The sequence below is a fragment of the Stenotrophomonas sp. GD04145 genome, from assembly GCF_029835135.1.
In the GTDB taxonomy this organism is placed as follows: domain Bacteria; phylum Pseudomonadota; class Gammaproteobacteria; order Xanthomonadales; family Xanthomonadaceae; genus Stenotrophomonas; species Stenotrophomonas maltophilia_P.
The window spans coordinates 1-26,703 of the sequence record NZ_JAODZG010000046.1; the positions used below are offsets into that span (position 1 = coordinate 1).

The 26,703-nt window shown below is 67.8% G+C and carries 25 protein-coding genes and 1 other RNA gene; 5 read left to right on the forward strand and 21 right to left on the reverse strand.

Annotation, left to right across the window (positions count from 1 at the left end; all coding sequences use genetic code 11):
- Positions 1-935, reverse strand: a 935-nt coding sequence (locus tag N7367_RS16350) for a M23 family metallopeptidase (protein WP_279942796.1), incomplete at its 3' end; no start/stop codon positions are given.
- A 12-nt stretch (positions 936-947) separates the two neighbouring features.
- Here N7367_RS16350 and N7367_RS16355 point away from each other — a divergent pair.
- On the forward strand, positions 948-1,397 hold the full coding sequence (locus N7367_RS16355) for a DciA family protein (RefSeq protein ID WP_053516447.1): 450 nt from the start codon (positions 948-950) through the stop codon (positions 1,395-1,397).
- Positions 1,398-1,678: 281 nt separating this feature from the next.
- Here N7367_RS16355 and lpxC read toward each other — a convergent pair whose 3' ends face one another.
- The 15 genes from lpxC to mraZ form a co-directional block, all read right to left on the reverse strand.
- A complete protein-coding gene (gene lpxC / locus N7367_RS16360; protein WP_053516449.1) occupies positions 1,679-2,590 on the reverse strand; it encodes a UDP-3-O-acyl-N-acetylglucosamine deacetylase in 912 nt (303 codons plus the stop codon).
- A 188-nt stretch (positions 2,591-2,778) separates the two neighbouring features.
- Positions 2,779-4,014 carry a cell division protein FtsZ gene (gene ftsZ / locus N7367_RS16365; protein ID WP_053516450.1) on the reverse strand — a complete coding sequence of 412 codons (1,236 nt, stop codon included), beginning with the start codon at positions 4,012-4,014 and terminating at the stop codon, positions 2,779-2,781.
- 161 nt (positions 4,015-4,175) lie between these two features.
- Positions 4,176-5,411 (reverse strand): cell division protein FtsA, encoded by a 1,236-nt coding sequence (gene ftsA, locus N7367_RS16370; protein ID WP_005408083.1) that lies wholly within the window; start codon positions 5,409-5,411, stop codon positions 4,176-4,178.
- Entirely contained in the window at positions 5,408-6,157 is a 750-nt protein-coding gene (locus N7367_RS16375; protein ID WP_053516451.1) for a cell division protein FtsQ/DivIB, read from the reverse strand. The genes ftsA and N7367_RS16375 overlap by 4 nt, the downstream gene beginning before the upstream one ends.
- Positions 6,154-7,116 carry a D-alanine--D-alanine ligase gene (locus N7367_RS16380; protein ID WP_065182802.1) on the reverse strand — a complete coding sequence of 321 codons (963 nt, stop codon included), beginning with the start codon at positions 7,114-7,116 and terminating at the stop codon, positions 6,154-6,156. Before N7367_RS16380 ends, N7367_RS16375 begins: the two co-directional genes overlap by 4 nt.
- Positions 7,113-8,549 (reverse strand): UDP-N-acetylmuramate--L-alanine ligase, encoded by a 1,437-nt coding sequence (gene murC / locus N7367_RS16385; RefSeq protein WP_053516454.1) that lies wholly within the window; start codon positions 8,547-8,549, stop codon positions 7,113-7,115. Before murC ends, N7367_RS16380 begins: the two co-directional genes overlap by 4 nt.
- 40 nt (positions 8,550-8,589) lie before the next feature.
- Positions 8,590-9,678, reverse strand: coding sequence for an undecaprenyldiphospho-muramoylpentapeptide beta-N-acetylglucosaminyltransferase (gene murG / locus N7367_RS16390; protein WP_065175811.1), 1,089 nt, complete (start codon positions 9,676-9,678; stop codon positions 8,590-8,592).
- Entirely contained in the window at positions 9,675-10,991 is a 1,317-nt protein-coding gene (gene ftsW, locus N7367_RS16395) for a putative lipid II flippase FtsW (RefSeq protein WP_279942797.1), read from the reverse strand. The genes murG and ftsW overlap by 4 nt, the downstream gene beginning before the upstream one ends.
- Positions 10,992-10,993: 2 nt before the next feature.
- Positions 10,994-12,079: a phospho-N-acetylmuramoyl-pentapeptide-transferase gene (gene mraY / locus N7367_RS16400; RefSeq protein ID WP_053516457.1), complete on the reverse strand. Its 1,086-nt coding sequence runs from the start codon at positions 12,077-12,079 to the stop codon at positions 10,994-10,996.
- A complete protein-coding gene (gene murF, locus N7367_RS16405) occupies positions 12,069-13,463 on the reverse strand; it encodes a UDP-N-acetylmuramoyl-tripeptide--D-alanyl-D-alanine ligase (protein ID WP_128989136.1) in 1,395 nt (464 codons plus the stop codon). Before murF ends, mraY begins: the two co-directional genes overlap by 11 nt.
- Positions 13,460-14,959: a UDP-N-acetylmuramoyl-L-alanyl-D-glutamate--2,6-diaminopimelate ligase gene (locus tag N7367_RS16410; protein ID WP_279942798.1), complete on the reverse strand. Its 1,500-nt coding sequence runs from the start codon at positions 14,957-14,959 to the stop codon at positions 13,460-13,462. The genes murF and N7367_RS16410 overlap by 4 nt, the downstream gene beginning before the upstream one ends.
- A complete protein-coding gene (locus N7367_RS16415) occupies positions 14,956-16,800 on the reverse strand; it encodes a penicillin-binding transpeptidase domain-containing protein (protein ID WP_065182805.1) in 1,845 nt (614 codons plus the stop codon). The genes N7367_RS16410 and N7367_RS16415 overlap by 4 nt, the downstream gene beginning before the upstream one ends.
- Entirely contained in the window at positions 16,797-17,060 is a 264-nt protein-coding gene (ftsL, locus tag N7367_RS16420; RefSeq protein WP_053516463.1) for a cell division protein FtsL, read from the reverse strand. The genes N7367_RS16415 and ftsL overlap by 4 nt, the downstream gene beginning before the upstream one ends.
- On the reverse strand, positions 17,057-18,025 hold the full coding sequence (gene rsmH, locus N7367_RS16425) for a 16S rRNA (cytosine(1402)-N(4))-methyltransferase RsmH (protein WP_053516464.1): 969 nt from the start codon (positions 18,023-18,025) through the stop codon (positions 17,057-17,059). Before rsmH ends, ftsL begins: the two co-directional genes overlap by 4 nt.
- A gap of 14 nt (positions 18,026-18,039) precedes the next feature.
- Positions 18,040-18,486: a division/cell wall cluster transcriptional repressor MraZ gene (mraZ, locus tag N7367_RS16430; protein ID WP_004143635.1), complete on the reverse strand. Its 447-nt coding sequence runs from the start codon at positions 18,484-18,486 to the stop codon at positions 18,040-18,042.
- A 324-nt stretch (positions 18,487-18,810) separates the two neighbouring features.
- Here mraZ and N7367_RS16435 point away from each other — a divergent pair, with 324 nt between their 5' ends.
- A complete protein-coding gene (locus N7367_RS16435) occupies positions 18,811-19,599 on the forward strand; it encodes an NRDE family protein (protein WP_065175816.1) in 789 nt (262 codons plus the stop codon).
- A 51-nt stretch (positions 19,600-19,650) separates the two neighbouring features.
- On the opposite strand, the gene rnpB is transcribed toward N7367_RS16435, so the two are convergent.
- Together rnpB and rsmI are read right to left on the reverse strand one after the other, a co-directional pair.
- An RNA gene (rnpB, locus tag N7367_RS16440) (RNase P RNA component class A) lies at positions 19,651-20,002 on the reverse strand.
- Between the two features lie 87 nt (positions 20,003-20,089).
- Positions 20,090-20,908 (reverse strand): 16S rRNA (cytidine(1402)-2'-O)-methyltransferase, encoded by an 819-nt coding sequence (gene rsmI / locus N7367_RS16445; RefSeq protein WP_065175817.1) that lies wholly within the window; start codon positions 20,906-20,908, stop codon positions 20,090-20,092.
- 81 nt (positions 20,909-20,989) lie between these two features.
- Here rsmI and N7367_RS16450 point away from each other — a divergent pair, with 81 nt between their 5' ends.
- From N7367_RS16450 to N7367_RS16460, 3 genes are all read left to right on the forward strand, one after another.
- Positions 20,990-22,711, forward strand: a complete 1,722-nt coding sequence (locus N7367_RS16450; protein ID WP_065175851.1) for a penicillin-binding protein activator — start codon at positions 20,990-20,992, stop codon at positions 22,709-22,711.
- Complete coding sequence (locus N7367_RS16455) at positions 22,701-23,069, forward strand: YraN family protein (RefSeq protein ID WP_065182806.1); 369 nt, start codon at positions 22,701-22,703, stop codon at positions 23,067-23,069. Before N7367_RS16450 ends, N7367_RS16455 begins: the two co-directional genes overlap by 11 nt.
- A gap of 97 nt (positions 23,070-23,166) precedes the next feature.
- A complete protein-coding gene (locus N7367_RS16460; RefSeq protein ID WP_279942799.1) occupies positions 23,167-24,552 on the forward strand; it encodes an FAD-linked oxidase C-terminal domain-containing protein in 1,386 nt (461 codons plus the stop codon).
- Between the two features lie 72 nt (positions 24,553-24,624).
- On the opposite strand, the gene thiL is transcribed toward N7367_RS16460, so the two are convergent.
- The 3 genes from thiL to ribH form a co-directional block, all read right to left on the reverse strand.
- Complete coding sequence (gene thiL, locus N7367_RS16465; protein WP_279942800.1) at positions 24,625-25,587, reverse strand: thiamine-phosphate kinase; 963 nt, start codon at positions 25,585-25,587, stop codon at positions 24,625-24,627.
- A 126-nt stretch (positions 25,588-25,713) separates the two neighbouring features.
- Positions 25,714-26,193: a transcription antitermination factor NusB gene (nusB, locus tag N7367_RS16470; protein ID WP_053516471.1), complete on the reverse strand. Its 480-nt coding sequence runs from the start codon at positions 26,191-26,193 to the stop codon at positions 25,714-25,716.
- Positions 26,190-26,657: a 6,7-dimethyl-8-ribityllumazine synthase gene (gene ribH / locus N7367_RS16475; protein WP_010481977.1), complete on the reverse strand. Its 468-nt coding sequence runs from the start codon at positions 26,655-26,657 to the stop codon at positions 26,190-26,192. The genes nusB and ribH overlap by 4 nt, the downstream gene beginning before the upstream one ends.
- Between the last annotated feature and the right edge of the window lie 46 nt (positions 26,658-26,703).

A 26,703-nucleotide genomic window follows, 5' to 3' on the forward strand; every position in this document is an offset into this window, starting at 1 on the left:
CCGACCGGCGTGTTGCCGCCGTCGCCGAGGAACTTGCGTGGGTTGACCACGTTGCCGTTTTCCCAGACCTCGAAGTGCACGTGGGCGCCGGTGGAGCGACCGGTGGAACCGGCCTTGGCCACTTCCTGGCCGGCACGGACCAGATCGCCGACCTTCACCACCAGGCGCGAATTGTGCGCGTAGCGGGTGACGTAGCCGTTGCCATGGTCGACATCGACGACGTTGCCGTAGCCGCCCTTGACGCCGGAGAAGCTGACCACGCCATCGGCCACGGCCATGACCGGATCGCCGACCCGGGCGTGGAAGTCCATGCCCTTGTGGGTGGCGGCACCGCGGCCGAAGGGGTCGGCACGGGTGCCGAAGCCGGACGTGACATAGCTGTTGCGGATCGGCATGCGCGAAGGCACGGCGTTCTGCTGCAGCTGGTGATCGAACATCAGCGATTCCATCACCGACAGCTGGCGGCCTGAAGCAGCGAAACGCTGCTCCAGCACCTGTAAGTCGGCGTTGACATCCTTGACCGGGATGTCCGAGGTCGGGCCGCCGGCATCGCCGTCACCCAGGCCGGGAGTTTCGTTGAAGTCGAACTCGCCATCTTCCAGCTTGCCCATCTGGGTCAGCCGTTCGCCCAGGGCGTTGAGGCGGGTGGCCTGCGCCTGCAGCTCGCCGAGGCGGGCCGCCAGCGCGTTGACCTGGGTCTGCGCATCGCGCTGGACCTTGGCCAGTTCAGCCTCCTGGCGGTCGACCTTGGCCTGCAGCCGCGAATCGTTGAACGCGTTGGCGCCGATTCCGCCTGCAAAGCCGATAATGCAGCCTACCCCGAGCACGCTGCCCAGCAGGGCACGGGGGCGGTCCTCGAAATAGAACCGCAAACGCGTGAGCGCCGATTTGGCCTGACCTTCACGCGTTTTGATTACGATCTTTTTGAATGCCATCAGTGAGTTTTCATGTCTGAGCCGAAATCCAGCGTTCGCCCCGCTTCCGTGCCGAAACCGGCACTGGATGCGGTAATGGCGGACAAAAGCGGGAACCCGCTGCGGCGTGCCTTGTGGCTCGACGCGCTGGACCGTCAGTTGCGCCCCCAGTTGCCGCCACCTCTGCGCAGCCGTTGCCGGCTGGCCAATGTGGACGGGGAACACCTCGTTTTTCTCGTCGAGTCCCCGGTCTGGCATGCCAAGTTCCGGCTTGCCGAGGCCCAGCTTCTCGACGCGGCCCGGTCCATCGGGCTGAAGGCCACCAGGGTGACCATCAAGACTGCGTCCACCACTCCCTCACGCTCCCCAGCGATCGACAACCGAAATGGCCCCCACGCAGTTTCAGCCGCCACGCACAAAGGGCTACGCGACGCCTTGGCAGCCCTGCAGGATGTTCCTTCGAAGCCGAAGAAGCGGTCCTGAGGACAACGGAGCCTCCTGCTCCGCTCCCCGTCGCGCGTGTCACCGCAGCGTGAAACATTTCGGGGGCCGGGTCGCATCCTAGCGGTCCCCGGTGGACCTGTCGTTAGATTGTTGTTAAAACAACGTTAAATTCAGGCTTCCGATCCAACAGGTTCACGAAACCGTGACGACAGACCGACAGTCGCGTCACCTGCTGCGTCGTATCCATCGCAGCCTCCAGAAATGCGGACGCCGCCCTGAGAGGCGGCGTTTTTTCCTTTCAATTCAAAACGTTATGTGGATCAGGCGTAGGCCGGGGTGGCGTACTCGACCGGATCCGGTACCGCCGGCGAGTCATAGCTGACCCACTCCCACGCGCTGGCATCGGCCATCAGCGCGCGCACCAGCTTGTTGTTGAGCGCGTGACCGGACTTGAAGCCCTCGTAGGCGCCCAGCACCTGGCCACCGGCGAGGTAGAGGTCGCCGATCGCATCAAGGATCTTGTGGCGCACGAATTCGTCGGCGTAGCGCAGCCCGTCTTCGTTGAGCACGCGGAACTCGTCAAGCACGATGGCGTTGTCCATCGACCCGCCCAGGCCCAGATTGCGTTCACGCATGTACTCCAGGTCGCGCATGAAGCCGAAGGTGCGCGCGCGGGAGATTTCCTTGGTGTACGCCAGCGTGGAGAATTCGATTTCCTGGCGTGACTGCTTGGCCGGGATCATCGGGTGGTCGAACTGGATGGTGAAGCCCAGCTTGTACCCCTCGTAGGGCGTGAAGCGGGCCACCTTGTCACCCTCGGTCACTTCCACGGTCTTGAGCACGCGGATGAAGCGCTTGGGCGCATCCTGTTCCACGATGCCTGCCGACTGCAGCAGGAACACGAACGGGCCGGCCGAACCGTCCATGATCGGCAGCTCGGCCGAGGACAGCTCGACGATGATGTTGTCCACACCCAGGCCGGCCAGAGCCGACATCAGGTGTTCAACGGTCTGGACCTTGGCGTCGTTGCAGGTCAGGCCGGTGCACAGGGTCACTTCGGTGACCAGCTCCGCCTTGGCCGGCACTTCCACCACCGGATCCAGATCCACGCGGCGGAACACGATGCCGTGGTTGACCGGTGCCGGGCGCAGGGTCATGTAGACCTTGTCACCGCTGTGCAGGCCAACGCCGGTAGCGCGGATCGTGTTCTTGAGGGTGCGTTGCTGGATCATGGGGGCAGACCGGAAGTGACACCTTAGATTAACACGCGCACTCCCCTACCCCGGCTGAAACGGCGGCAGGACACACCGGCGCGCGGGTGGGACACGCGTGAAGGGCCGCCGGGCCTATCCTGGCCCGGCGCCCGCACTTCAGGACATGGTGGCGCGACCCGGGGAGGACAAGCCCCGGGCAGCTCCGCTCAGTCCGCCTGGCGGCGCAGGAACGCCGGGATGTCCAGGTAATCATTCGGCAGTTCCGCCGCCGCCGGGGCCGAAGAGGCCGGGGCCGACGCGGTGGAGGCTGCCGCGGTATCGCTGCTGGCACGACGCAGGCCCAGGCCCATGCCGCCCACGGCCTTGGAGACCGCATCGCCACCCGTGTCGAACTCGCCGAACTCCGGCTGGCCGGTGGTGGCATTGCGCACCAGCTTGATCGGCGCACGCTCGCCCGGACGCTGGCTCTTGCTGGCCGACACGCGGTTCAGGCCGGTAGCCACCACCGTCACGCGCACTTCGTCCTGCATGTCCGGATCCAGCACGGTACCGACCACCACGGTGGCATCTTCGGACGCGAAGCCATCGATGGTGCGGCCGATCTCGTCGAACTCGGCCATGGTGAAGTCGGCGCCGGCGGTGATGTTGACCAGGATGCCGTTGGCACCGGCCAGGTTCACATCGTCCAGCAGCGGGTTCTGGATCGCCGCTTCGGCGGCAGCCTGGGCACGGTCATCGCCACGGGCGGTGCCGGTACCCATCATCGCCAGGCCCATTTCGGACATGACGGTGCGCACGTCGGCGAAGTCGACGTTGATCAGGCCCGGACGCACGATCAGGTCAGCAATGCCCTGCACGGCGCCCTGCAGCACGTCATTGGCGGCACGGAACGCCTGGATCATGGTGGCGTTGCGGCCCAGCACGGTGATCAGCTTCTCGTTCGGAATCGTGATCAGCGAGTCGCAGTGCTGGCTCAGTTCCTCGATGCCCTTCAGCGCAACCTGCATGCGGCGACGGCCTTCGAACGGGAACGGCTTGGTGACCACGGCCACGGTCAGGATGCCCATTTCCTTGGCCAGCTGCGCCACCACCGGCGCCGCACCGGTGCCGGTGCCGCCGCCCATGCCGGCGGTGATGAACACCATGTCGGCGCCCTGCAGGGCGTCCATGATGCGCTCACGGTCTTCCAGGGCGGCCTGGCGGCCCACTTCCGGGTTCGCGCCTGCGCCCAGGCCCTTGGTCACGTTGGTGCCCAGCTGCAGCTGCAGCTTCGCACCGCAATTCTTGATGGCCTGCGAGTCGGTGTTGGCGGTGATGAACTCCACGCCGTCCACCGCCGAGTTGACCATGTGCGCCACGGCATTGCCGCCGCCGCCGCCCACGCCAACCACCTTGATCACCGCATTGGGTGCCATCTTTTCGATCAGTTCAAAATGCGCCATGTCCGTGTCCTCGTTGTATCCGCTTTCGATGGCATGGGCATTCGGGCGTCCTGCCGTCCTGCTGCATGCCGCCGTTGCGGCTGTGTGGGTTGTGTGTTGCCGGTGTTGCGTTGTGTTGCGGGTGTTGCATCCGGGCGATGCCCGGCGTTACGGGTTCCGCGTCAGAACTCGCCGCGGAACCAGGTCTTGAGTTTCTTGAACATGCTGCCGGCGCGCCCGGTCGGCAGCGATGGCCGGCGCGGATGCTCGATCTGGCTGCCCATCAGCAGCAGGCCCACGCCGGTGGCGTGCACCGGGTTGCCGACCACTTCGCCCAGGCCGGTGACGTGCTGCGGAATGCCCACGCGCACCGGCATCTGCAGCATCTCTTCAGCCAGCTCGACCACGCCTTCCATCTTCGATGCACCGCCGGTGAGCACCATGCCCGCGCGCACCAGCTCTTCGAAGCCGGAGCGACGCAGTTCGGCCTGCACCATCTCGAAGATTTCCTCGTAGCGGCCCTGCACTGCCTGCGCCAGCGAATGGCGCGGCATGCGCCGCGGCGGGCGATCACCCACCGACGGCACCTGGATGCTCTCCTCGGCAGTGGCCAGCTGGGCCAGGGCGCAGGCGTAGCGCACCTTGATCTGCTCGGCTTCCGGGGTCGGCGTGCGCAGCATGTGCGCGATGTCGTTGGTGACGTGGTCGCCGGCAATCGGCAGCGATGCGGTGTGGCAGATCGCGCCCTGCACGAACACCGCGATGTCGGTGGTGCCTGCGCCCATGTCGACCAGCACCACGCCCAGCTCGCGTTCGTCGGCGGTCAGCACCGCCACGCTGGAGGCCAGCGAGGACAGCACCAGATCATCCACCTGCAGGCCGCAGCGCTGCACGCACTTGCTGATGTTGGCGGCGGCGGACTGCGCGCACACCACCAGGTGTGCATGCACTTCCAGGCGCACACCGGTCATGCCCACCGGGTTGCGGATGCCTTCCTGCGAATCATCCAGCACGTACTCGCGCGGGATCGCATGCAGGATCTTCTGGTCAGCCGGAATCGCCACCGCCTTGGCAGCGTCGAGCACGCGGTCCAGGTCGCCCCAGGTCACCTCGCCATCGCGGATCGGCACGATTCCCGGCGAGTTCTTGCACTGCACGTGGTTGCCGGAGATCGAGGCGTAGACCGAACGGATCTCGCAGCCGGCCATCAGCTCGGCCTCTTCGACCGCACGCTGGATCGACTGCACGGTCGATTCGATGTCCACCACCACGCCGCGCTTGAGGCCGCGCGACTCGTGCGATCCGATGCCGATCACTTCGATCGGGTTGCCCGGCGAATACTCGCCCACCAGCGCCACCACCTTGGAGGTGCCGATATCCAGGCCGACGATCAGCGATTTGTCACCCTTGCGATTCATGTCCTTTCCTGCGTCCTTCTTGCCGGGGTCGCCGGCGCGTCAGCCGGCGCGGCCGGGGTGCCCCAGCTCAGCGTGAAACCATTGGTGTAGCGGAGATCGGCGCGCTCGATCGGCGCAGCCTGGTTGGCCAGTTGTGGCAGCACGCGCACGAAGCGCTGCAGGCGCGAACGGGCGTCATCGCGTCCTACCACCACTTCGGTGCCGTTGCTCAGCACCAGCGACCAGCTGCCGCGCGCATCCATGGTCAGCCGGCGCACGTCGACGCCGGCAGGCGCGAACAGCGCGCGTGAATCGTTGTACAGCTTGACCACTTCCTCGGTCTGGCTGTCGGGGCCATCCAGCTCGGGCAGCTGCAGGTCGGCCAGCTTCTTCGGCGTGGGGAACAGCTTGCCCTGCTCGGACAGCAGGCGACCCTCGCCCCAGCGGGCGAAAGGCTTGTGCTCGACCAGGGTCACTTCCAGCACGTCAGGCCACTGCTTGCGCACCTGCGCGCTTTCCACCCACGGCAGCTTCTCCAGTGCGTCCTGCGCATCCTGCAGCTTGACCGCGAAGAACCCGGCACGCGCATACGGCAACAGCACCTGCTGCAGCTGCTCGGCCGGCACGCGCTTGAATTCACCGTGCACGCGCAGCTTCGCCAGCGGCCAGCGCTCGGCGCCGACCCAGCCATTGACCACGGCCACCACCGGCAGTGCCACCACCGACAGCGCCAGAAGCCAGACGAAGATGCGCAGCACCGCGTTCATGCGTGGCCAGCCTCCAGGGTCTGTTCAAGCACGCGCCACACCAGCTCCTCGAAGCCGATGCCGGCCTGGCGGGCCGCCTTGGGCACCAGCGAGTGGCTGGTCATGCCCGGCGCGGTGTTCACTTCCAGCAGGAAGAAGCGGCCACTTGCGCGGTCACGCATCACGTCCACGCGCCCCCAGCCACGGCAGCCGGCGGCGCGGAACGCGGCCAGCGCGATGCGACGGATCTCGTCCTCGGCCTCGCCGTCCAGGCCCGGGCACAGGTACTGGGTATCTTCTGCGATGTACTTGGCGTTGTAGTCGTACCACTGGCCCTTGGGCACGATGCGGATCGACGGCAGTGCGACGTCGCCAAGGATGGCGACGGTCAGCTCGTCGCCGACTACCATCTGCTCCATCAGCAGCTGGCCGTCGTAGCGCGCAGCCAACGCCACCGCCTCGTCCAGGCCTGCTTCGTCGGTCACACGGCTGATGCCCACGCTCGAGCCTTCGTTGGCCGGCTTGACCACCACCGGCAGGCCCAGCTCGCGCGCCTGTGCGTGGACGGTCTCGGCAGTGACCTTCCGGTACTGCGGGGTGGGTAAACCGACCGAGAGCCACACCTGCTTGGTGCGGATCTTGTCCATGCTCAATGCCGAACCCAGCACGTCCGAGCCGGTATACGGCACGCCGAAGGCGTCCATCAGGCCCTGCACGATGCCATCCTCTCCGCCACCGTTGTGGCCGTGCAGGATGTTGAACACGCGATCGATGCCGCCGCCGGCCAATGCCCGGGCCAGGGCCGGAATGCCGTCCACGGCGAACGCATCGACGCCGCGCGACTGCAGCGCCTCCAGCACGTTGCGGCCGGAGTCCAGCGACACCTCGCGCTCGCTGGAGGTACCGCCGAGCAGCACGGCGACGCGGCCGAACACGGCCGGGTCGGTACTGCGCAGCGGCGGGAAGGTCAGCGTGCTCACGCCTCGCCCTCCGCCTTGAAGCCTTCCACTGCGATGTGGGTGGCGACGGCGCCGATATCGCCGGCCCCCATCATCAGCAGCAGGTCACCATCCTGCAGCACGTCCGGCAGCACGCTCGCCAGCTCGGCGGCCTTGCCCACCACCACCGGCTCGCTGCGGCCGCGGGCGCGGATGGCGCGTGCCAGCGCATGCGAATCGGCACCTGCGATCGGCTCCTCGCCGGCCGGGTAGACCTCGCTCAGCACCAGCGCGTCGACGCTGGACAGCACTGCAGCGAACTTGTCGAACTGGTCGCGGGTGCGGCTGTAGCGGTGGGGCTGGAACGCGACCACCAGGCGCTTGTCGGCCCAGCCGCCGCGGGCAGCGGCAAACACCGCCTCCAGTTCGCTCGGGTGATGACCGTAATCATCGATGATCCGCACCCTGGCGCCGCTGGCGGTGGTTACTTCGCCCAGGTCGTTGAAGCGACGGCCGACCCCGGCGAAGGCCTCCAGCGCACGCGCAATTGCATCCGGTGCCACGCCCAGCTGCCAACCGACCGCAGCGGCGGCCAGCGCGTTGAGCACGTTGTGCCGGCCCGGCAGTGCCAGCACCACTTCCTGGCTGGTGCCCTGCGGCAGGCGCAGGGTGAAGCGCATGCGCGAGCCCTCCTGCACCACGTTCTCGGCGCGCACGTCGGCCTGCGGGCTCATGCCGTAGCTCATGACGTGGCGCGGCGTCCTGGCGGCCAGTGCAGCCACTTCCGGATCGTCGATGCACAGTACCGCCAGCCCGTAGAACGGCAGGCGCTGCAGGAACTCGGCGAATGCGGCCTGCACCCGGGCGAAGTCGTTGCCGTAGTTTTCCAGGTGGTCCGCATCGATGTTGGTGATGATCGACATCAGCGGATTCAGGCGCAGGAAGCTGCCATCGCTCTCATCGGCCTCTGCCACCAGCCACTGCCCACCGCCGAGCTTGGCGTTGGCGCCGGCGGCCAGCAGCTGGCCACCGATCACGAAGGTCGGGTCCAGGCCGCCCTCGCTCAGCACCGCTGCCGTCAGGCTGGTGGTGGTGGTCTTGCCATGGGTGCCGGCCACGGCGATGCCACGCCGGAAGCGCATCAGCTCGGCCAGCATCGCCGCACGCGGCATGATCGGAATGCGCTGGCTGCGCGCCTCCATCAGCTCCGGGTTGTCTTCGCGGATCGCGCTGGACACCACCACGCAGTCGGTGCCCAGCACATTGGCCGCCGAATGGCCACGCATGATGCGTGCTCCCAGGCCGGCCAGGCGGCGGGTGGCCGCATTGTCGGCATTGTCCGAACCGGACACTTCATAACCCAGCGTCAGCATCACTTCGGCGATGCCGCTCATGCCGGTGCCGCCGATGCCGACGAAGTGCACGCGCGGGAAGGCGCGCACCAGGTCGTTGGTGTCGTGCAGGCGACGGATCATGCGCGGCCTCGCGCAGGGCAGGCGCGCTGGCATGCCTTCTTCATACAGCTTCCTCGAGAATGATATCGGCGATGCGCTCGGCGGCATCGACCTTGGCCAGGGCACGCGCGGCTTGCGCCATCTGCATGCGGCGGCCGGGATTTTCGGACAGATCGCGCAGCAGTGCGGCAATGCCGTCTGCCAGCGTTCCGTCCTGCTTCAGCAAAACCGCCGCGCCGCGCTCGACCAGATACTCCGCGTTGCGGGTCTGGTGATCGTCGACGGCGGCGGGGAATGGCACCAGCACGCTGCCGACACCGACCGCGCACAGCTCGGCCAGGGTGGATGCGCCGGCACGGCACACGACCAGGTCGGCCCACGCGAATGCCTCGGCCATGTCCGCGATGAACGGCGTGATCTGCGCCTGCACGCCCGCCTTGGCATAGGCCTCGACCGCTTCGGCGTGCAGCTTCTCGCCGCTCTGATGGCGCACCTGCACCGGCACTTCCGCACCGAGCGCTGCGATGGCCTGCGGCACGCCGCTGTTGAGTGCGCGCGCACCCTGGCTGCCACCCACCACCAGCACGCGCAACGGACCGTGGCGATCGGCGAAACGCTGTTCCGGCGGCGCGATCGCGGCGATCTCCGCGCGCACTGGATTGCCCACCGCCTCTTCACCCTTGGCGAAGGTGCCCGGGAACCCGGTCAGCAGGCGGCGCGAGTAGCGCGACAGGATGCGGTTGGTCATGCCGGGTGCGCGGTTCTGCTCGTGCACCAGCAGTGGCAGCCCATGCAGGCGGGTGGCCATGCCACCGGGTCCCGAGGCGAATCCGCCGAAGGCAATCACCGCACGCGGCTGGCGACGGCGGATGATCATGCCGGCCGCACGCAACGCGCGCATCAGCCGCCACGGTGCGCCCAGCAGTGCCAGCTTGCCCTTGCCACGCAGGCCGGTGATGGACAGCGTGTCGATCGGAATGTCGTGCTGCGGCACCAACCGGGTTTCCATCGCGCCTTCGGCGCCCATCCAGGTGACCGGCACGCCACGCTCGCGCAGCACGCGGGCCACGGCCAGCCCCGGGAAGATATGCCCGCCGGTACCACCGGCCAGGATCATCACCGGGCGAACGTTGTGGTCGGCAGCGCTCATCCGAGCCTCCCGAAAGTCGGTTCGACGCGGGACTGCAGGCGGCTGGTGCCACGCACGGCAGGGCCCGCGCCGGCAGGCGCGTCCGAGCCCATCGGCAGCGACCCCGCGGACGGGGCGGACGGCTCTTCGGCCGGTGCGGTGGCAGCATCGTCGCCGCCGCCGATGCGCACGGCCTGGCGGCGCTCGGCACGCTTCAGCTCGTAGGACACGCGCAGCAGCAGGCCCATCGCCACGCACGTCATCAGGACCGACGAACCGCCCGAGGAGATCAGCGGCAGGGTCAGGCCCTTGGTCGGCAGGATGCCCAGGTTCACGCCGATCGAAACGAAGGTCTGCATGCTGATCCACAGGCCGATGCCGAAGGCGATGTAGCCGGAGAAGTGGCGCTTCATTTCCACGCAGCGCATGCCCAGCCAGAAGGTGCGGCCGACCAGCAGCGCGAACAGGGCGATGATGACGCAGGTGCCCATGAAGCCGAATTCCTCGGCGGTCACCGAGAAGATGAAGTCGGTATGTGCTTCGGGCAGGTAGTACAGCTTCTGTACCGAATTGCCGAGGCCGACGCCGGTCCACTCGCCGCGCCCCACCGCCATCAGCGCGTTGGACAGCTGGTAGCCGTCGCCCTGCTGGTCGGCCCACGGGTCCAGGAACGAGGTGATGCGGCGCATGCGGTACGGCTCGATGATCGCCAGCGCGCTCATGCCGACCAGGCCGATGATCACCGGCATCGACATGCGCGGCATGTTGACTCCGCCCAGCACCAGCATGCCGGCCGTGATCGCCAGCAGCAGGGTCGACGAACCGAAGTCGGGCTGCAGCAGCAGCAGCACCACCAGCGCACCGGCCACGCCCAGCGGCTTGAGCATCGCCGGCCAGGTCGCGTTGACCTCGTCGCGGAAGCGCACCAGGTAGCTGGACAGCCAGACGATATACAGCACCTTCACCGCTTCCACGGTCTGGAACTTGGAGACCCCCAGGTTGATCCAGCGGCGGGCACCATTGACGCTGCTGCCCAGACCGGGAATGAACACCACCAGCAGCAGTGCGAAGCAGCCCAGCAGCAGCACCTGGTTGTACTGCTCGATGGACTTCAGCTCGGTACGCGCGGCAATGGCCGCCAGCACGATGCCGATCGCCAGGAACACCAGGTGGCGGTTGAGGTAGTAGAACGGGCTGCTCATCAACGCGATCGAGCTCGACGCCACCATCACCACGCCCAGCCCGGTGAGCGCGAGCATCGCACCCAGCAGCCACTTGTCGTAGCTGCCTTCGATGGCTTCGAGGCGTGTTGCCTGGCGGGACAGGTCGTTCATCGTCAGCGCACCTTCAACGTGGCCAGGCCGATCAGCACGAGCACGACGGAGATGATCCAGAAGCGCACGATCACGCGCGGCTCCGGCCAGCCCTTCAGTTCGAAATGGTGGTGGATCGGCGCCATGCGGAACACGCGCTTGCCGGTCAGCTTGAACGAGGCGACCTGGATCATCACCGACAGGGTCTCGATGACGAATACGCCGCCCATGATCACCAGCACCAGTTCCTGGCGGGTGATCACCGCGATCGTGCCCAGCACCGCGCCCAGCGCCAGCGCGCCGATGTCGCCCATGAAGACCATCGCCGGATAGGTGTTGAACCACAGGAAGCCCAGCCCGGCGCCCGCGATGGCGGCGCAGATGATGACCAGCTCACCGGCACCGGGAATCTGCGGGATCTGCAGGTAGTTGGCGAACACCACGTTGCCGGAGGCGTAGGCGAACACGCCCAGCGCGCAGGCGACCAGCACGGTCGGCATGATCGCCAGGCCGTCCAGGCCATCGGTCAGGTTGACCGCGTTGGAGAAGCCGACGATCCAGAAGTAGGCGATGGTCACGAAGCCGATGCCGGCCAGCGGCAGCGCCACCGACTTGAACATCGGAATGTAGAAGGTCAGTGCGGCAGGCACATCGGCGGTATAGAACAGGAACAGGCCGGCGGCCAGTCCGAAGATCGACTGCAGCAGGTACTTCCAGCGCGACTTCAGGCCGTTCGGGTCGCGGCGGACGATCTTGATCCAGTCGTCGTACCAGCCGATCGCGCCGAAGCACAGCATCACCGCCAGCACCAGCCAGACGTAGCGGTTGCGCAGGTCGGCCCACATCAGCACCGACAGGGTGACGGTCAGCAGGATCAGCGAACCGCCCATGGTCGGCGTGCCGGCCTTGGAGAAATGGGTCTGCGGGCCGTCCTTGCGGATCGGCTGGCCGCCCTTGAACTGGGCAAGCTTGCGGATCATCGCCGGGCCGAGCCACAGCGACAGGAACAGGGCCGTCAACGCGGCAAGGATGGCGCGGAACGTCTGGTAGTTGAACAGCCCGAACAGGCTCTCCAACTGCTGCAACCATCGAGCCAGTTCATACAACATGCGGGGATTCCTCTCCTTGCGCCAGCAGCGCTTTGACGATCGTGTCCATGGCGCTGCCACGGGAACCCTTGACCAGGCAGCGCACGCCGGCGTGCAGCTCGTCCTTCAACGCCTGCGACAGCGCGTCATGGGTGGCGAATTGGCGGCCGCCTTCGCCGAACGCGGCGGCGGCGGCGGCACTGAGCGGACCGAGCGCATACAGGCGCTTCAGCCCTGCGGCGCGCGCGCGGACGCCGGCCTGCGCGTGCAGCGACTGCGCATCCGGGCCAAGCTCACGCATGTCACCCAGCACCAGCCAGCCCTCTTCCGGGGCGGCCGCCAGCGCATCGATGGCGGCGGCCAGCGAACCGGGATTGGCGTTGTAGCTGTCGTCCACCAGCACCGCACCATTGCGCAGCTGGTGCGCGATCTGGCGTCCGGGCACCGGCTGTGCGTCGGCCAGGCCGGCGGCAACCCATGCCAGGTCGATGCCGGCAGCCAGCGCCAGGCTGGCGGCAGCAAGCGCGTTGCTGACGTTGTGGCGGCCCGGCAGGCCCAGCACCACGCGTGCTTCGCCCATCGGCGAGACAAGCGTGAACTGGCTGCCCTGCGCACCGGCGCGGATGTCACGCGCGGTGATGTCGGCAGTGTGTTCCAGGCCGTAACGCAGCACGCGGCAGCGCGGCGGAACGCCGACGAAGTGCTGCTCGAACCAGCGTCCGTAGGCATCATCGACATTGATCACCGCCACGCCGTCGGCCGGCAGTGCGGCGTAGATGGCGCCCTTGGTGGTGGCCACGCCGAGCAGACTGCCCATCCGCTCAAGATGCGCAGGCGCGATGTTGTTGACCAGCGCATAGCGCGGGCGGGCGATATCGGTCAGGTAGGCGATGTCGCCCGGCTTGCCGGCGCCCATCTCGTAGACGGCGTAGTCGGCATCTTCCGGCGCATCGATCACCGCCAGCGGCAGGCCGATCTCGTTGTTGCGGTTGCCCGGGTTGGCATAGACCACCTTGTGCGCGTGCTGCGCCACCTGTTGCAGGATGGCCAGCAGCAGGCTCTTCACGCTGGTCTTGCCGTTGCTGCCGGTGATCGCGAAGACCTCGGTGCTGCGGTCGCGCTGCATGCCCGTGGCGATCTTCGCCAGCGCCAGTTCGCTGTCGGCGACCAGCACCTGCGGCAGCTCGACCGGCAGCAGGCGCTCGACCAGCAGCGCGCTGGCGCCACGGGCCTGCGCGTCGGCGGCGAAGTCATGGCCATCGAAGCGCTCGCCACGCAGGGCCACGTACAGGCTGCCCGGGCCAAGACTGCGGGTATCGTTGCTGATGGCATCGATGGCGACATCGTCGCCGTGGATCTCGCCGCCGGCCCAGTGCGCGATCAGCGACAGCAGGGTGCGCTTCATCGTGCACCCTCCGCCGCCAGCACACCGGCCTTGGCAGCCAGTGCAGCGGCCGCCACTTCGGTGTCGTCGAAGTCGTGGCGTACGCCCTTGATCTCCTGGTAGGGCTCATGGCCCTTGCCGGCGATCAGGATGATGTCGCCGGCACCGGCGCGCTTCACGGCCAGGCCGATCGCGCGCGCACGGTTGCGCTGCACCGTCACCGCGCCGGCATCGGTGAATCCTGCAAGGATGTCGGCGACGATGCGGTCACCGTCCTCGCCACGCGGGTTGTCATCGGTCACGATGACCTGGTTGGCCAGCCGCTCGGCAATGGCCGCCATCTGCGGGCGCTTGCCGGTGTCACGTTCACCGCCACAGCCGAACACACAGAACAGCGTGCCCTGCAGATGCCCGTGCAGGCTGTCCAGAGCCTGTTCCAGTGCATCCGGCGTGTGCGCGTAGTCGATGACCACGGTCGGCAGGCCCTGCTCGCCACCAAGGCGGTTCATGCGGCCGCGGATCGGCTGCAGCGCCGAAAGCACCTCGGCGATACGCGGCAGTGGCTGGCCCTGCGCGTGCAGGGTGCCGGCCACGGCCAGCAGGTTGTCGACGTTGAAGCGGCCCAGCAGCGGCGATCGGACAGCTGCGCGCTGTCCTTCGATCACCAGGTCGAAGGCGATGCCACGGCCATCAAGCTGCAGCGCGTCGGCGAGCACGACGGCGCCGTCGGTACCGCGCGAGCTCAGGCCGATCGGCAGCACGCCGGCCGGCAGGTCGGCGAACAGCTGGCGACCGAACGCGTCGTCGAGGTTGATCACCGCGGCCTTCAGGCCAGGACGATGGAACAGGCGGGCCTTGGCCGCGCCGTAGCTGGCCATGTCGCCGTGGTAATCGAGATGATCGCGGGTGAGGTTGGTGAACACGGCCACGTCGTAATGCACGGCATCGACGCGGCCCTGGTCCAGCGCATGTGAACTGACTTCCATCGCCACCGCACGCGCACCCTGGTCGCGCAGCTGCGCCAGCAGGGCATGCATCTGCAGCACAAGCGGCGTGGTGAAGCCGGTCGGCTCGACCGCGCCGTAAAGTCCAGCACCCAGCGTGCCGATACTGCCACTGGGAGTGCCCAGCAGATGCCAGGCCTGGGCCAGCAGCTGCACGGTGGACGTCTTGCCGTTGGTGCCGGTGACACCCACCATCGCCATTGCCCGCGACGGTGCACCGTGGAACTGGTCAGCCATTGCGCCCATGCGTGCGCGCAGGCCCGGCACCGCGATGGCATCGGCCGGTGCGGGCAGATCGTCCGGTGCCGGTGGCTCGAACAGGATCGCGCCGGCGCCCGCCGCGCGCGCCTGATCGACGAAGCCCAGGCCGTGTGCGCCGAAGCCGGCGATGGCCACGAAGGCATTGCCGGGGCGTACGGCACGGCTGTCCAGCACCAGGCCGGTCAGAACGGGATCATGGCCCGCCAGGGCCACGTCCGGAAGCAACTGCGAAAGCAACATCGAAGGGCTCATTGCGTGCCTCCCGTGGCGGGCGGCGTCTGGACCTGCGCGCTGGGCAGCGCGGCATCGAATTCGGCGGCGGCATCGACCGGCAGCGCGGTCTCGGCCGGCGGGGCCGGCAGGATCGAGGCCGAGTGCCCCATCTTTCCGGACTGCTGCGCGGCCAGCCACGACTGCAGGTCGTCCAGCGGCACATCCATCAGGCGTAGAGTGCCTTCCATCACGTTGTGATAGACCGGCGCCGACACCAGGCCGCCGTAGAACTTGCCGGCCTGCGGATCATTGATGACGATGACAGTGGCAAAGCGCGGGTTGGTGGCGGGCACCACGCCGGCGAACAGCGCGTTGTAGTGACCGCGCTCGTAGCCGCCGGGGCCGGCCTTGCGCGCAGTACCGGTCTTGCCGGCGACGTGGTAGCCCAGGACCGCCGCCTGCTTGGCGCCGCCCTGGGTGACCACCGTTTCCATCATCGCCACCACCTGCTTGGCGACGTTCTCGTCGATGATCTGCTGGCCTTCGTTGCGCTGCCCCTTGACGAAGGTCGGTGCGATCAGGCGACCACCGTTGGCCAGCGCCGAGTACGCGGTGGCGATCTGCAACGGCGTGACCGACAGGCCGTAGCCATAGGACATGGTGGTCTTGGTGGTTCCCGACCAACGGCCCGGACGCATTACCACACCTCCCGACTCACCCGGGAAACCGCTGTGCGGTACCGAGCCGTAGCCGAAGCGCCGCACACCGTCATAGAAGGTCTGGTCGGGCATCTTCGCCGCGACCTTGGCGGCACCCACGTTGGAGCTGCGGGTGATCACGCCGGTCACGTTCAGTACCCCGTTGTTGCGCGGCACGTCGCGGATGGTGAAGCGGCCCAGGGTCATGTAACCCGGATTGGTGTCGACGATGGTGTCCTTGGTCACCACGCCTGCCTGCAGCGCGGTGGCGATGGTCAACGGCTTCATCGTCGAGCCCGGTTCGACCAGATCGGTCACCGCGCGATTGCGGCGCGAATCGGGCAACGCACCGGTCAGCGAGTTCGGGTTGTAGGTCGGCAGGTTGACCATGGCCAGGATCTCGCCGGTGGTCACGTCCATGATGACCATCGAACCGCCGGCCGCCTTGTTGGCCACCAGCGCATTGCGCAGTTCCTTGAAGGCCAGGTACTGGATGCGGCGATCGATGCTGAGGGTCAGGTCCTTGCCCGGTTCGGCGGCACGCAGCAGATCGCTCTCGACGGTCTCGCCCTTGCGGTTGCGGATCACCCGCTTCGCGCCCGGCTTGCCGCGCAGCCATTCGTCGAACGCCAGTTCCAGGCCTTCCTGGCCGCGGTCGTCGATGTTGGTGAAACCCAGCACATGCGCCATCGCCTCGCCCTGCGGGTAGAAGCGGCGGAACTCGCGCTGCGCGGCCACGCCTGGAATCTTCAGCGCGACCACCTTTTCTGCCTCGTCCGGATTGATCCGGCGACGCAGGTACATGAACTCCTTGTCCGACTTCTGCGACAGGCGGCTGCTCAGCTCGTCCACCGACATGCCCACGGCCTGCGCCAGTTCCGGAATGCGGTCAGGCGCGCGCAGCAGGTCCTGCGGGTTCACCCAGATCGAGGCCACCGGGGTGGAGACCGCCAGCGGTTCGCCGTTGCGGTCGGTGATCATGCCGCGCGAGGTTTTGATCGGCAGCTCGCGCAGGTAGCGGGCCTCGCCCTGGCGCTGGTAGAAATCGCTGTTGATGATCTGCACGTAGGCCGCGCGGCCGACCAGCGACACCGAACACAGGCCGAGCGCCAGCGCCACCCAGCGCAGGCGCTGGCGCAGGTTGAAGGCGTTGCGTGGACGGTTGCGGCCGGTCTTGCTCATGGGCGCACCACCACTACGTCGGCGGCTTCGGGGAACTTCATGCCCAACTTCTCGCGGGCGATGCGGTCGACGCGGTTGGCTTCGGCCAGGGTGGCCTGTTCCAGCTGCAGGCGGCCGAACTCGATGTTCAGGTCATCGCGCGCACGCTCGGCGCGCGACAGCTCGATGAACGTCTGCCGGTGGCGGTGGCGCACGAACACCACGCCGATCGCCGAGGCCACGGTGGAGGCCAGCAGAATGATCAGCAGCAGGCGGCTCATGCGTCGGCCTCCCGCTTCTGGGCCACGCGCAGCACGGCGCTGCGCGCGCGCGGGTTGGCGGCCAGTTCGTCGTCCGTGGCCTTGATGGCCCCGCCGATCAGGTCCAGGGTCGGCACGAACGCGACCGCTTCAGGCAGGCGGCGGTTGGCAGGCGGCGCCTTGGCCAGACGGTTCATGTACTGCTTGACGATACGGTCTTCCAGCGAATGGAAGCTGATGACCGCCAGCCGGCCGCCGGGCTTGAGCCGTTCCACCGCCGCGTCGAGCCCGGCCTCCAGATCGGCCAGCTCGCGGTTGATGTGGATGCGGATGGCCTGGAAACTGCGGGTGGCCGGATGGATCTTGTCCTTGCCGCGGGGCATCACCGACGCGATCAGTTCGGCCAGTTCGGCGGTGCGGGAGAACGGCTGCTTCTCGCGGCGGGCAACGATGGCGCGGGCGATGCGCCGGCTCTGCCGCTCTTCGCCGTAGGTCCACAGCACGTCGGCGATCTCGCGCTCTTCGACGCGGTTGATCCACTGCGCGGCACTTTCGCCGCTGTCCGGATCCATGCGCATGTCCAGCGGGCCGTCCTTGCCGAAGCTGAAACCACGTTCGGCCACGTCCAGCTGCGGTGAGGACACGCCGAGATCGAACAGCACGCCATCCAGGCCTTCGGCCGTCTCGTTCCACTGCAGCAGCTGGGCGAAGCTGCCACGGAAAATCGACACGCGCGGGTCCGGCGCGAAGTCGCGCTCGGCCACAGCGATGGCTTCCGGATCCTTGTCCATGACCAGCAGGCGTCCCTCCGGCCCCAACTGGGTGAGCACGCCACGTGCGTGACCGCCACGACCGAACGTGCCATCCAGATAACGTCCGTTTTCGATCACCCTCAGGCCGTCCAGGACCTGGGTGTACAGGACCGGCAGGTGCACCGCCGGCGACTGCGACACCGGAAGGTGACCGGCCTGCGCTTCTGGGCGCATCCGGGCACCCCGGCTCACAACTTCAGGTCGAGCAACCCATCGCCCAGATCCTCGTCAGACAACGTCTGCTGGATCAGGGCACGATGCGCCTGCTCGCTCCACAATTCGAACTTGTCGCCCATACCGAGCAATACCGCCTTCTTTTCTATGCCCACCGCACCGCGGTGGCTGGCGGGAATGCTGATACGACCGTTGCCGTCCAGCTCCAGGTGGGCGGCCGAGCCGACCAGCTTCTGCTGCAACAGGCGCACGACGCGCTGGGTATTGGGCTTGGACATGACATCGTCGCGGACCCGCTCCCATTCGGACTCGGCATACAGCCACAGGCAGCCGGCTTCGAACGGGTTGTAGGTCAACACGAGACGGTTGTTGCTGGCGCGCGCGACGAGGTCGCGGTAAGCGGTGGGAACCGCCATGCGCCCCTTGTCGTCAACTGTGATGGCCGTCTCGCCCTGAAACACGACGCCTGCACCTTGTCCTTCGCCCGGTGAAACATTGAACCACGAAAACCCACAAAACACCCGGATTTCCCTCTGATGCCCACCTTAGCAGCGAGCGAAGGGTTGTCAACAACTTTTCCGCAGGGAAATCGCCAGCCACATCAATGGCTTGCAGCAACCTTTAGAGAATTGTTCAAGGCTTATCCACAAGTTGCTGATCCGTCTCAATTTTTGAGATTGAACGGAAGTTCAGGCCTGTGCAGGGGGCGTGAAACATCGCCCCCGCATTCATCGGGAACTGGCTGAAAGCGGCGCCAGACTGCGCAAACCGGGCACAATGACGTCATGTGCCTGCTTGCTCTTGGCTGGATGCACCATCCGCGCTGGCGGCTGGTGATGACCGGCAACCGTGATGAGTTCCACGCCCGCCCCACTGCGGCGCTGGCCCGCTGGCAGGATGAGACCTCCGTCATCGGCGGGCGCGACCTCCGCTCCGGAGGAGGCTGGGCCGGCGTCGGTGCCGGCGGCCGGATGGCGGTGGTCACCAATGTGCGCGATCCGCTGGCCGCCCAGACCGGTCCCTCGCGTGGCGCGCTGGTGGCCGACTTCCTGCGTGGCCGCGACCCGGCCGCAGTGCATATCGACCGCTTGGCGGCCGTGGCCGGCGCCTACGCCCCGTTCAACCTGCTGCTGGCCGATAGCGACAGCCTGGAGTATCTGGGCAACCACCCTGCCGAACGGCAGCGCCTGGGGCCGGGCGTGCATGGCATGTCCAACGGCGCACTGGATGCCCCCTGGCCGAAGACACAGCGGCTGATGGCCGCGCTGACGGCCTGGCTGGAAGAAGACGGGGTCAGATCTCCTTCGCAAAGCGAAAGGGATCTGACCCCGGACCTGACCCCGCTATGGACCGCGCTGGCCGACGAACACCGGCCTGCCGACAGTGACCTGCCGGACACCGGCATCGGACTGGAACGCGAGCGCTGGTTGAGCCCGGCCTTCATCCGCGGCGACGACTACGGCACCCGTGCCAGCACCGTGCTGCTGATCGATGGTGATGGCCACGGGCAGATCCATGAACGCCGCTTCGGGCCGCAGGGCGTATTCGTTGCCGGAAGCCGCATCGACTTCTGAACGGCGGGCAGGGTGCTGCCGGGCCTGGCCCGGCGCTACACAGGTGAATGGAGGCGGAGCCGGCCGATAAGCCGGGTTCTGTCGTGGACAGTCATTCCTCTAGGCGTTACGTCACCGCAACGCTCAAGCAACCTACCCGGATCCAACGCGGGCCGCGCCAAAGGATCCCTATTTGGTCTTGCTCCAGGTGGGGTTTGCCGTGCCGGTCTGTTACCAGACTCGCGGTGCGCTCTTACCGCACCATTTCACCCTTACCGGCCTTCCGAAGAAGACGTAGGCGGTATCTTTCTGTTGCACTTTCCGTCGGCTTGCGCCGCCCAGGCGTTACCTGGCACCTTGCCCTGTGGAGCCCGGACTTTCCTCGGCACCCCGCAAGGGATGACGCGACTGTCTGGCCGGCTCCGCCAGCGCGCATTCTACCGTACGCGGGTGGTTCCTGCCCGGTGGCTGTTCGATGCCGCGCGACGCGCACGCCGGGCATGGCCCGGCGCTACCGGCCGTACAACGCCTTGCGCGGTGCGCCGGTCAGCTCGGCGGCCAGCTTGGCGGCGGTCGACGGCGGCAGGTGCTCGCTCAATGTGGCGTAGACGCGACGGCCATGGGCCAGCTGCGCTTCCTCGTCGTCGCCGGCCCCCTGCACCATCACCACGAACTCGCCCTTGCGCTGGTTCTCGTCGGCTTCGACCGTTGCCCGCAAGGCCGCCAGATCGCCATCCAGCACCGTCTCGAACAGCTTGGTCAGCTCCCGCGCCAGCACCGCAGGCCGCTCACCGCCGAAGATCGCCGCCATGTCCGCCAGGGACTCGGCGATCCGGTGCGAGGATTCGTAGAACACCATCGTGCGCACCTCGCCGGCGAGCGCCTGCAGCCGGTCGCGGCGCCCGCTGGCCTTGGCCGGCAGGAATCCCTCGAAACTGAAGCGATCGCTGGGCAGGCCGGCCACGCTGAGCGCGGCAATGGCGGCACAGGCACCCGGAACCGGGCTGACCCGGATGCCCGCCGCACGCGCGGCCCGTACCAGGCGGAAGCCGGGATCGCTGACCAGCGGCGTGCCGGCATCGCTGACCAGCGCCAGCGATTCGCCCGCCTGCAGGCGCGAGACCAGTCGCTGCGCCAGGGCGTCTTCGTTGTGCTCGTGCAGCGCCACCAGCGGCTGCTGGATGCCGAAATGGGACAACAGCTGGCCGCTGCGCCGCGTGTCTTCGGCACAGATCGCCGCTACCGAACGCAGCACCTCCTGTGCGCGCGGACTCAGATCGGCCAGGTTGCCGATCGGCGTGGCGACGACATACAGGGTGGGGACACTCATTTCAGCGGTACTCACGGGGCAAGGGTAGAATCCTAGCGTGTACCTGGCCAAGGCCGCTGCCCTCATCGCATGGACCCGATCATGAACAAGCCCGCCGCACGCATCTCCGCCCTTTCGTTGTCGCTGATGCTCCTGGCCGGCTGTGCCACCACCAGCTTCACCAGCGCGCCCGAATCGCCGGCCCAGAGCCAGGCGCTGGCGCTGATCGAACAGGGCAAGCCGCGCGACGCCGCGATGCAGCTGGAGGGCCTTGCGGCCACCCTGCGCGGCAGCGCGCGCAGCAATGCCCTGGCGGATGCAGCCTGGGCGTGGCACCTGGCCGGCGACAGCACCCGCGCGCGCAGCCTGTTGGGGCAGCTCAGCGCCCGCCAGCTGTCCGGTGCCAGCCTGCAGCGTTACCAGCTGACCGGCGCCGAGCTGGCACTGGCTGACAAGCAACCCGCACAGGCGTTGGCCCTGCTCAAGGACAATGGCGACAACGTCGCACCCGGCCTGCGCACGCGCTGGCTGCTCGCCCGTGCCCAGGCCCTGCAGGCCACTGGCGATGCCTTCGGCGCCGCCAGCGACCGCGCACGCGCGCAGGCCGGCCTCACCGGCAGCGCGCGCAACGAGAACCAGGCGGCCATTTCAGGCCTGCTTGGCACCCTCGACGATGCCACGCTGCGCAGCCGTGCCGCCGCGCTGCCGGCCAACGATCCGCTGTACAACTTCGCCGGCCGTGCGTTGATCGCCCGCGGCCTGCCGCTTCCGCGTCCGTTCGACCGCGACGGTGCCGCCCAGTTCGATACCAGCAAGCGCCCGCCGGCAATGAGCGATGGCTACCGCCCGCCGGCGAAGCTGGCCGTGCTGCTGCCACTCAGTGGCCGCCTTGCCACCGCGGCACAGCCGGTGCGCGATGGCCTGCTCGCCGCCTATTACGGCGAATCGCGCCGCCGCCCGGACATCAATTTCTTCGATACCGCCGGCACGCCGGCCGGTGCATTGGCTGCATACGACAAGGCAGTGGCCTCCGGTGCCGACTTCGTCGTCGGCCCGCTGGGCCGCGATGAAGTGGATGCGGTATACGGCCGCCAGCCGCTGCAGGTGCCGGTGCTGGCGCTGAACCGTGGCAAGGATTCACCGCCGGCCGGCAGCGCCGGCTTCTCGCTCGCCCCGGAAGACGACGGCATCGTCGCCGCCGAATACCTGCGTGGCCGTGAGCGCAATCGCGCCCTGGTCATCAGCAGCAGCGACGATACCGGCCGCCGCGCCGCCGCGGCCTTCTCCCAGCGTTTCACCCAGCGCGGTGGCCAGGTGGCCGCCACGGTATCGGTCGCTGAAGCGGTGGGCGATGTCGGCGCCCAGGTGCGCAATGCCGGCCAGGTCGACGCTGTGTTTCTCGCCGTGCGCGCTCCGCAGGCGCGGCTGCTCGCGCCGCAGCTGGCGCTGGCCGGTGTCGGCGGCGCCACCCGCGTCGGCACGTCCCAGCTGACCATCGGCAGCGGCAAGGTGGAGGAAGACGTGGCACTGGACGGCATCGTCTACCCGAATGAAGCCTGGAACGTGCGCAGTGTCTCCGGCCTGCCGTCGGCCAGCCAGGTCGCCAGCACGCTGCCCAGCGCGCGCGGTGCCGCCGGCCGCCTGTTCGCCTTCGGCGCCGACGCGTGGAAGATCAGCAGCTATCTGGACAAGCTGGCCAACGAAGGTGGCCTGGAAGGCGCCACCGGCACCCTGTTCCTCGATGGCAACGGCAACATCCTGCGCCAGCCGGCGTGGTCGACCTTCAGCGGCGGCCGGCCGATGCCGATCGTCGGTGGTCGCTGAGCGCACGCAGCGGGGCTCGGCGGTGGAAACCGCCGCCGAGCTGCACCTGCAACAGGCCGGGCTGCAGCCACGCGCGCGCAATGTCCGTTATCGAAGCGGTGAACTGGACCTGGTGATGGACGACGCCGGTACCGTGGTTTTCGTGGAGGTGCGGTACCGCGCGCGCAGCGACTTCGGCGGCGCTGCCGCCTCGGTCGACCCCCGCAAATGCCGGCGCCTGGTACAGGCCGCACAGTTGTACCTGCAGGCGCATCCTGCACTGGCCGATGCGCCCTGCCGCTTCGACGTGGTCGAGGCCAGCGGCGAACCGCCACAGCTGCACTGGCTGCGCGACGCGTTCCGGCTGGACGACTGCTGATGCCCTCGATCATCACCCACGCTGCCGTGCCGATGCCCGGCGCAGAGGCCGCCTGTAAGGCCATCCACTCCGTACCGGTTGTTCCACGAGATCCAACATGAGCCCTGCCCTGCCCGCTGCCCTGGTTGCCGAACTGTCCGCCCTGCTGGGCACGGAGGGCTGGCGCATGGATGACACCGCGCTGGAGGCGAATGCGCAGGACAACTCATGGCGCCGTCAACGCCCCGCCGCCGTCGCGCTGCCGGCCGACACCGAACAGGTGCAGGCGCTGGTCCGCGCCTGCCGTGTGCACGGCGTGGCCCTGGTCGCGCGTGGCGCGGGCACCGGCACCACCGGGGCGGCGGTGCCCCTGCCGGGCAGCATCGTGCTGTCGTTCACCCGCATGGATCGCATCGTCGAGATCCGTGCCGGTGATCGCTGCGCGGTGGTGCAGCCTGGCGTGCTCAACGGCGCCCTGCAGCAGGCGCTGACACCGCATGGGCTGTTCTGGGCGCCGGACCCGTCCAGCGCGGAGATCTGCAGCGTCGGCGGCAACCTCGCCTGCAATGCCGGTGGCCCACGCGCGGTGAAGTACGGCACCAGCCGCGACAACGTACTGGGGCTGGTCGCGGTCACCGGCACCGGCGAGGTGATCCGCTGCGGTGGTGCCTATACCAAGGATGCAACCGGCTACGACCTGACCCACCTGCTGGTGGGTAGCGAGGGCACCCTGGCGCTGATCGTGGAAGCTACCTTGAAGCTGACGCCGCTGCCGGTCGCGCAGGCCGGACTGCGCGTGCTGTACCGCGATGCCGATGCCGCCGCCGCCGCGGTATCGCGGCTGATGTCGCAGCCGGTGGTACCCACCCGCCTGGAGTTCATGGACGCGCGCAGCCTGGAACTGCTGCGCCTCAATGGCGCCGACGTACCGGAGGCCGGCGCGATGCTGCTGGTCGAGGCCGATGGCGACCACGACACCCTGCCCTACCTGCTGCAGGCGCTGGCCAGCGCTGCCGAAGGCGACGGCATGATGGAACTGGACGTCGCGATGGAGGGCCGCGCACGCGACCAGCTGTGGGCGGCGCGCAAGGCACTGTCGCCCGCGCTGCGCAGCGTTGCGCCCGGCAAGATCAACGAAGACGTGGTGGTGCCGGTATCGCGCATTCCCGACCTGGTCGCCGGGGTACAGGCGCTGGCAGCCGAGTACAGCCTGACCATCGTCACCTTCGGCCATGCCGGCAACGGCAACCTGCACGTCAACATCCTGTACCACCCGGACGATGCCGATGAGAGCGCGCGAGCGCATGCGGCGCTGCCGAAGATCTTCGCGCTGACGCTGGCGCTGGGCGGCACACTGTCCGGTGAACATGGCATTGGCCTGGCCAAGCGCGATTTCATGGCGCAGGCGTTCACTCCCGCCACGCTGGCGACCATGCGCGCGATCAAGGCCACGCTGGACCCGGATGGCATCCTCAACCCGGGCAAGGTGCTGCCGCCTGCATGAGGCGCCGCCCTGTACATGAACGCCGTCCGTGTCAGGACGGTAGCGCCGGGCCATGCCCGGCGTCTTCATTCGTCAGACGAAGTGCTGATAACCACCGTCGGCCACTTCGCCATCCACGTGCACGCCCTGCCCTTCGGCGATGCGGCCAATGCGGGTGAGCGGCAGGTCCAGCGATTCGGCGAGGTAATGCAGCGCGTCGCGCTGGTCGGCGGCCGCGGTGAAGCACAGCTCGTAGTCGTCTCCGCCACGCAATGCACAGTCGCGCGCGCCATCGCGGCCGAGCAGCTCACGCAGCGCGTGCGAGATCGGCAACGCATCGGTATCGACATGCGCTGCCACGTCACTGCGGCGGGCGATGTGGCCCAGATCGGCCAGCAGTCCGTCGGACACATCCACTGCCGCATGCGCGAAGGCACGCAGGCGCAGGCCGAGGGTCACGCGTGGCGTCGGCCGCAGCAGGCGCACGCGCAGGCGTTCGTAATCGGCCAGCAACGTGGCCGTGGCCACGTTCAGCGCCCCCTGTTGCCACAGGCGCAGCGCACCTGCCGCATCCCCCAGCGTGCCACTGACCCATATGTCATCGCCGGCCTGTGCACGGTCGCGGCGCAGGGCCTGACCACGGCCAACCTGGCCCATTGCGGTGACAGACAACGACAGCGGTCCGCGCGTGGTGTCACCCCCGATCAGCGCGACGTCATGCTGGTCGGCCAGTGCGAAGAAGCCATCGGCGAATGCCTCGATCCAGTCTTCGGACGTTTCCGGCAATGACAGCGCCAAGGTGCACCAGGCCGGTCGCGCGCCCATCGACGCAAGATCGGACAGATTGACCGCCAGCGTCTTCCAGCCGATATCGAAGGCCGGCGTCTCCACCGGGAAGTGCACGCCACTGTTGAGTGTATCGGCGGTCACCACCAGCTGTTCATTCGCGCGCGGCTGCAGCAGCGCGGCATCGTCACCGATGCCGAGCAGCACGTCATCGCGCTCGGCGGTGCGGGCGCGGATACGGTCGATGAGGGCGAATTCGGCCAGGGACATGGGGCGTTCTGCTCTTATGTAGCAGCCGGGCCATGCGCGGCTGCAGTTCGATCACGCGCCACACTACCGGACGCAGCCCTGCCCTGCGCGGCAAGCCAGGCAGGGCACGGCTCTACAGCGATCGGGTCAGTGGCCCGATTCGACCTTGCGCCATTCCACGGCCGCGCGGTCCAGCACACCGTTGACGTAGGTGTGGCCGTGTTCGGAGCCGAAGCGCTTGGCCGATTCGATGGCCTCGTTGATCACCACGCGGTACGGCACGTCCAGGCGGTAGCGCAGCTCGTACGCGGCCAGGCGCAGCACCGCGCGTTCGATGGCATCGACTTCCTCGATGCCACGGTCCAGATACGGGCCCAGCGCTTCGTCGATGTCGGTGCGGTTGTCGAGCACGCCGTGCATCAGCGCCTCGAAGTACGCCAGATCGGCGATCTCGCGGGCCTGCTCATGCGCGAACTGGGCGATCAGCGACTGTGCGTTGCCGCCGGAGATCTGCCACGCGTAGACGGCCTGCACGGCACGACGGCGCGCGCGCGAGCGCAGCACCGGATCAATGCCATCGCGGCGGACGGGTTTACCGGAGGGCTTGCCCTGGGTGTTCTTGTTCATGGCAGCTGCTCCAGAAGATTGACCATTTCCAATGCGGCGAGTGCGACTTCCTCGCCCTTGTTGCCGTGGCTGCCGCCGGCGCGGGCCTCGGCATCTTCCACGCGTTCCACCGCCAGCACGCCGTTCAGTACCGGCACGCCGAAATCCAGCTGCACGCGCATCAGGCCTTCGGCGCAGCGGTCGGCCACGTGTTCGTAATGACGGGTGTCGCCGCGGATCACACAGCCGAGGGTGAGGATGGCGGCGTGTTCATGGGCGGCGGCCAGGCGTGCGGCGACCAGCGGCAGTTCCCAGGCGCCCGGCACCCGGATCACGTCGATGTTGGCTTCGGTGATGCCGTTGCCGGCCAGGCTCTGGCGTGCGCCGGCCACCAGCGTATCGGTGATGCGGGCGTTCCAGCGGCTGGCCAGGATGGCAAAGCGCGCCGACTCGGGAGTGCGAAGATCGCCTTCGTAGTGGCTCATATGCGGCTTGGGGGACTCGATAAGGGGTAATTCTAGCGTGGATGGG

What these genes read in the sequence shown, in the direction of transcription:
- N7367_RS16355 (WP_053516447.1), top strand. Translation starts at nt 948, where the DNA reads ATGTCTGAGCCGAAATCCAGCGTTCGCCCCGCTTCCGTGCCGAAACCG.
- lpxC (WP_053516449.1), bottom strand. Translation starts at nt 2,590, where the DNA reads ATGATCCAGCAACGCACCCTCAAGAACACGATCCGCGCTACCGGCGTT.
- ftsZ (WP_053516450.1), bottom strand. Translation starts at nt 4,014, where the DNA reads ATGGCGCATTTTGAACTGATCGAAAAGATGGCACCCAATGCGGTGATC.
- ftsA (WP_005408083.1), bottom strand. Translation starts at nt 5,411, where the DNA reads ATGAATCGCAAGGGTGACAAATCGCTGATCGTCGGCCTGGATATCGGC.
- N7367_RS16375 (WP_053516451.1), bottom strand. Translation starts at nt 6,157, where the DNA reads ATGAACGCGGTGCTGCGCATCTTCGTCTGGCTTCTGGCGCTGTCGGTG.
- murC (WP_053516454.1), bottom strand. Translation starts at nt 8,549, where the DNA reads ATGATCCGTCGCCTGCACGACACCAACGACCTGGTGCGCGCCTTCCCG.
- murG (WP_065175811.1), bottom strand. Translation starts at nt 9,678, where the DNA reads ATGAGCGCTGCCGACCACAACGTTCGCCCGGTGATGATCCTGGCCGGT.
- ftsW (WP_279942797.1), bottom strand. Translation starts at nt 10,991, where the DNA reads ATGAACGACCTGTCCCGCCAGGCAACACGCCTCGAAGCCATCGAAGGC.
- mraY (WP_053516457.1), bottom strand. Translation starts at nt 12,079, where the DNA reads ATGTTGTATGAACTGGCTCGATGGTTGCAGCAGTTGGAGAGCCTGTTC.
- murF (WP_128989136.1), bottom strand. Translation starts at nt 13,463, where the DNA reads ATGAAGCGCACCCTGCTGTCGCTGATCGCGCACTGGGCCGGCGGCGAG.
- N7367_RS16410 (WP_279942798.1), bottom strand. Translation starts at nt 14,959, where the DNA reads ATGAGCCCTTCGATGTTGCTTTCGCAGTTGCTTCCGGACGTGGCCCTG.
- N7367_RS16415 (WP_065182805.1), bottom strand. Translation starts at nt 16,800, where the DNA reads ATGAGCAAGACCGGCCGCAACCGTCCACGCAACGCCTTCAACCTGCGC.
- ftsL (WP_053516463.1), bottom strand. Translation starts at nt 17,060, where the DNA reads ATGAGCCGCCTGCTGCTGATCATTCTGCTGGCCTCCACCGTGGCCTCG.
- rsmH (WP_053516464.1), bottom strand. Translation starts at nt 18,025, where the DNA reads ATGCGCCCAGAAGCGCAGGCCGGTCACCTTCCGGTGTCGCAGTCGCCG.
- N7367_RS16435 (WP_065175816.1), top strand. Translation starts at nt 18,811, where the DNA reads ATGTGCCTGCTTGCTCTTGGCTGGATGCACCATCCGCGCTGGCGGCTG.
- rsmI (WP_065175817.1), bottom strand. Translation starts at nt 20,908, where the DNA reads ATGAGTGTCCCCACCCTGTATGTCGTCGCCACGCCGATCGGCAACCTG.
- N7367_RS16450 (WP_065175851.1), top strand. Translation starts at nt 20,990, where the DNA reads ATGAACAAGCCCGCCGCACGCATCTCCGCCCTTTCGTTGTCGCTGATG.
- N7367_RS16460 (WP_279942799.1), top strand. Translation starts at nt 23,167, where the DNA reads ATGAGCCCTGCCCTGCCCGCTGCCCTGGTTGCCGAACTGTCCGCCCTG.
- thiL (WP_279942800.1), bottom strand. Translation starts at nt 25,587, where the DNA reads ATGTCCCTGGCCGAATTCGCCCTCATCGACCGTATCCGCGCCCGCACC.
- nusB (WP_053516471.1), bottom strand. Translation starts at nt 26,193, where the DNA reads ATGAACAAGAACACCCAGGGCAAGCCCTCCGGTAAACCCGTCCGCCGC.
- ribH (WP_010481977.1), bottom strand. Translation starts at nt 26,657, where the DNA reads ATGAGCCACTACGAAGGCGATCTTCGCACTCCCGAGTCGGCGCGCTTT.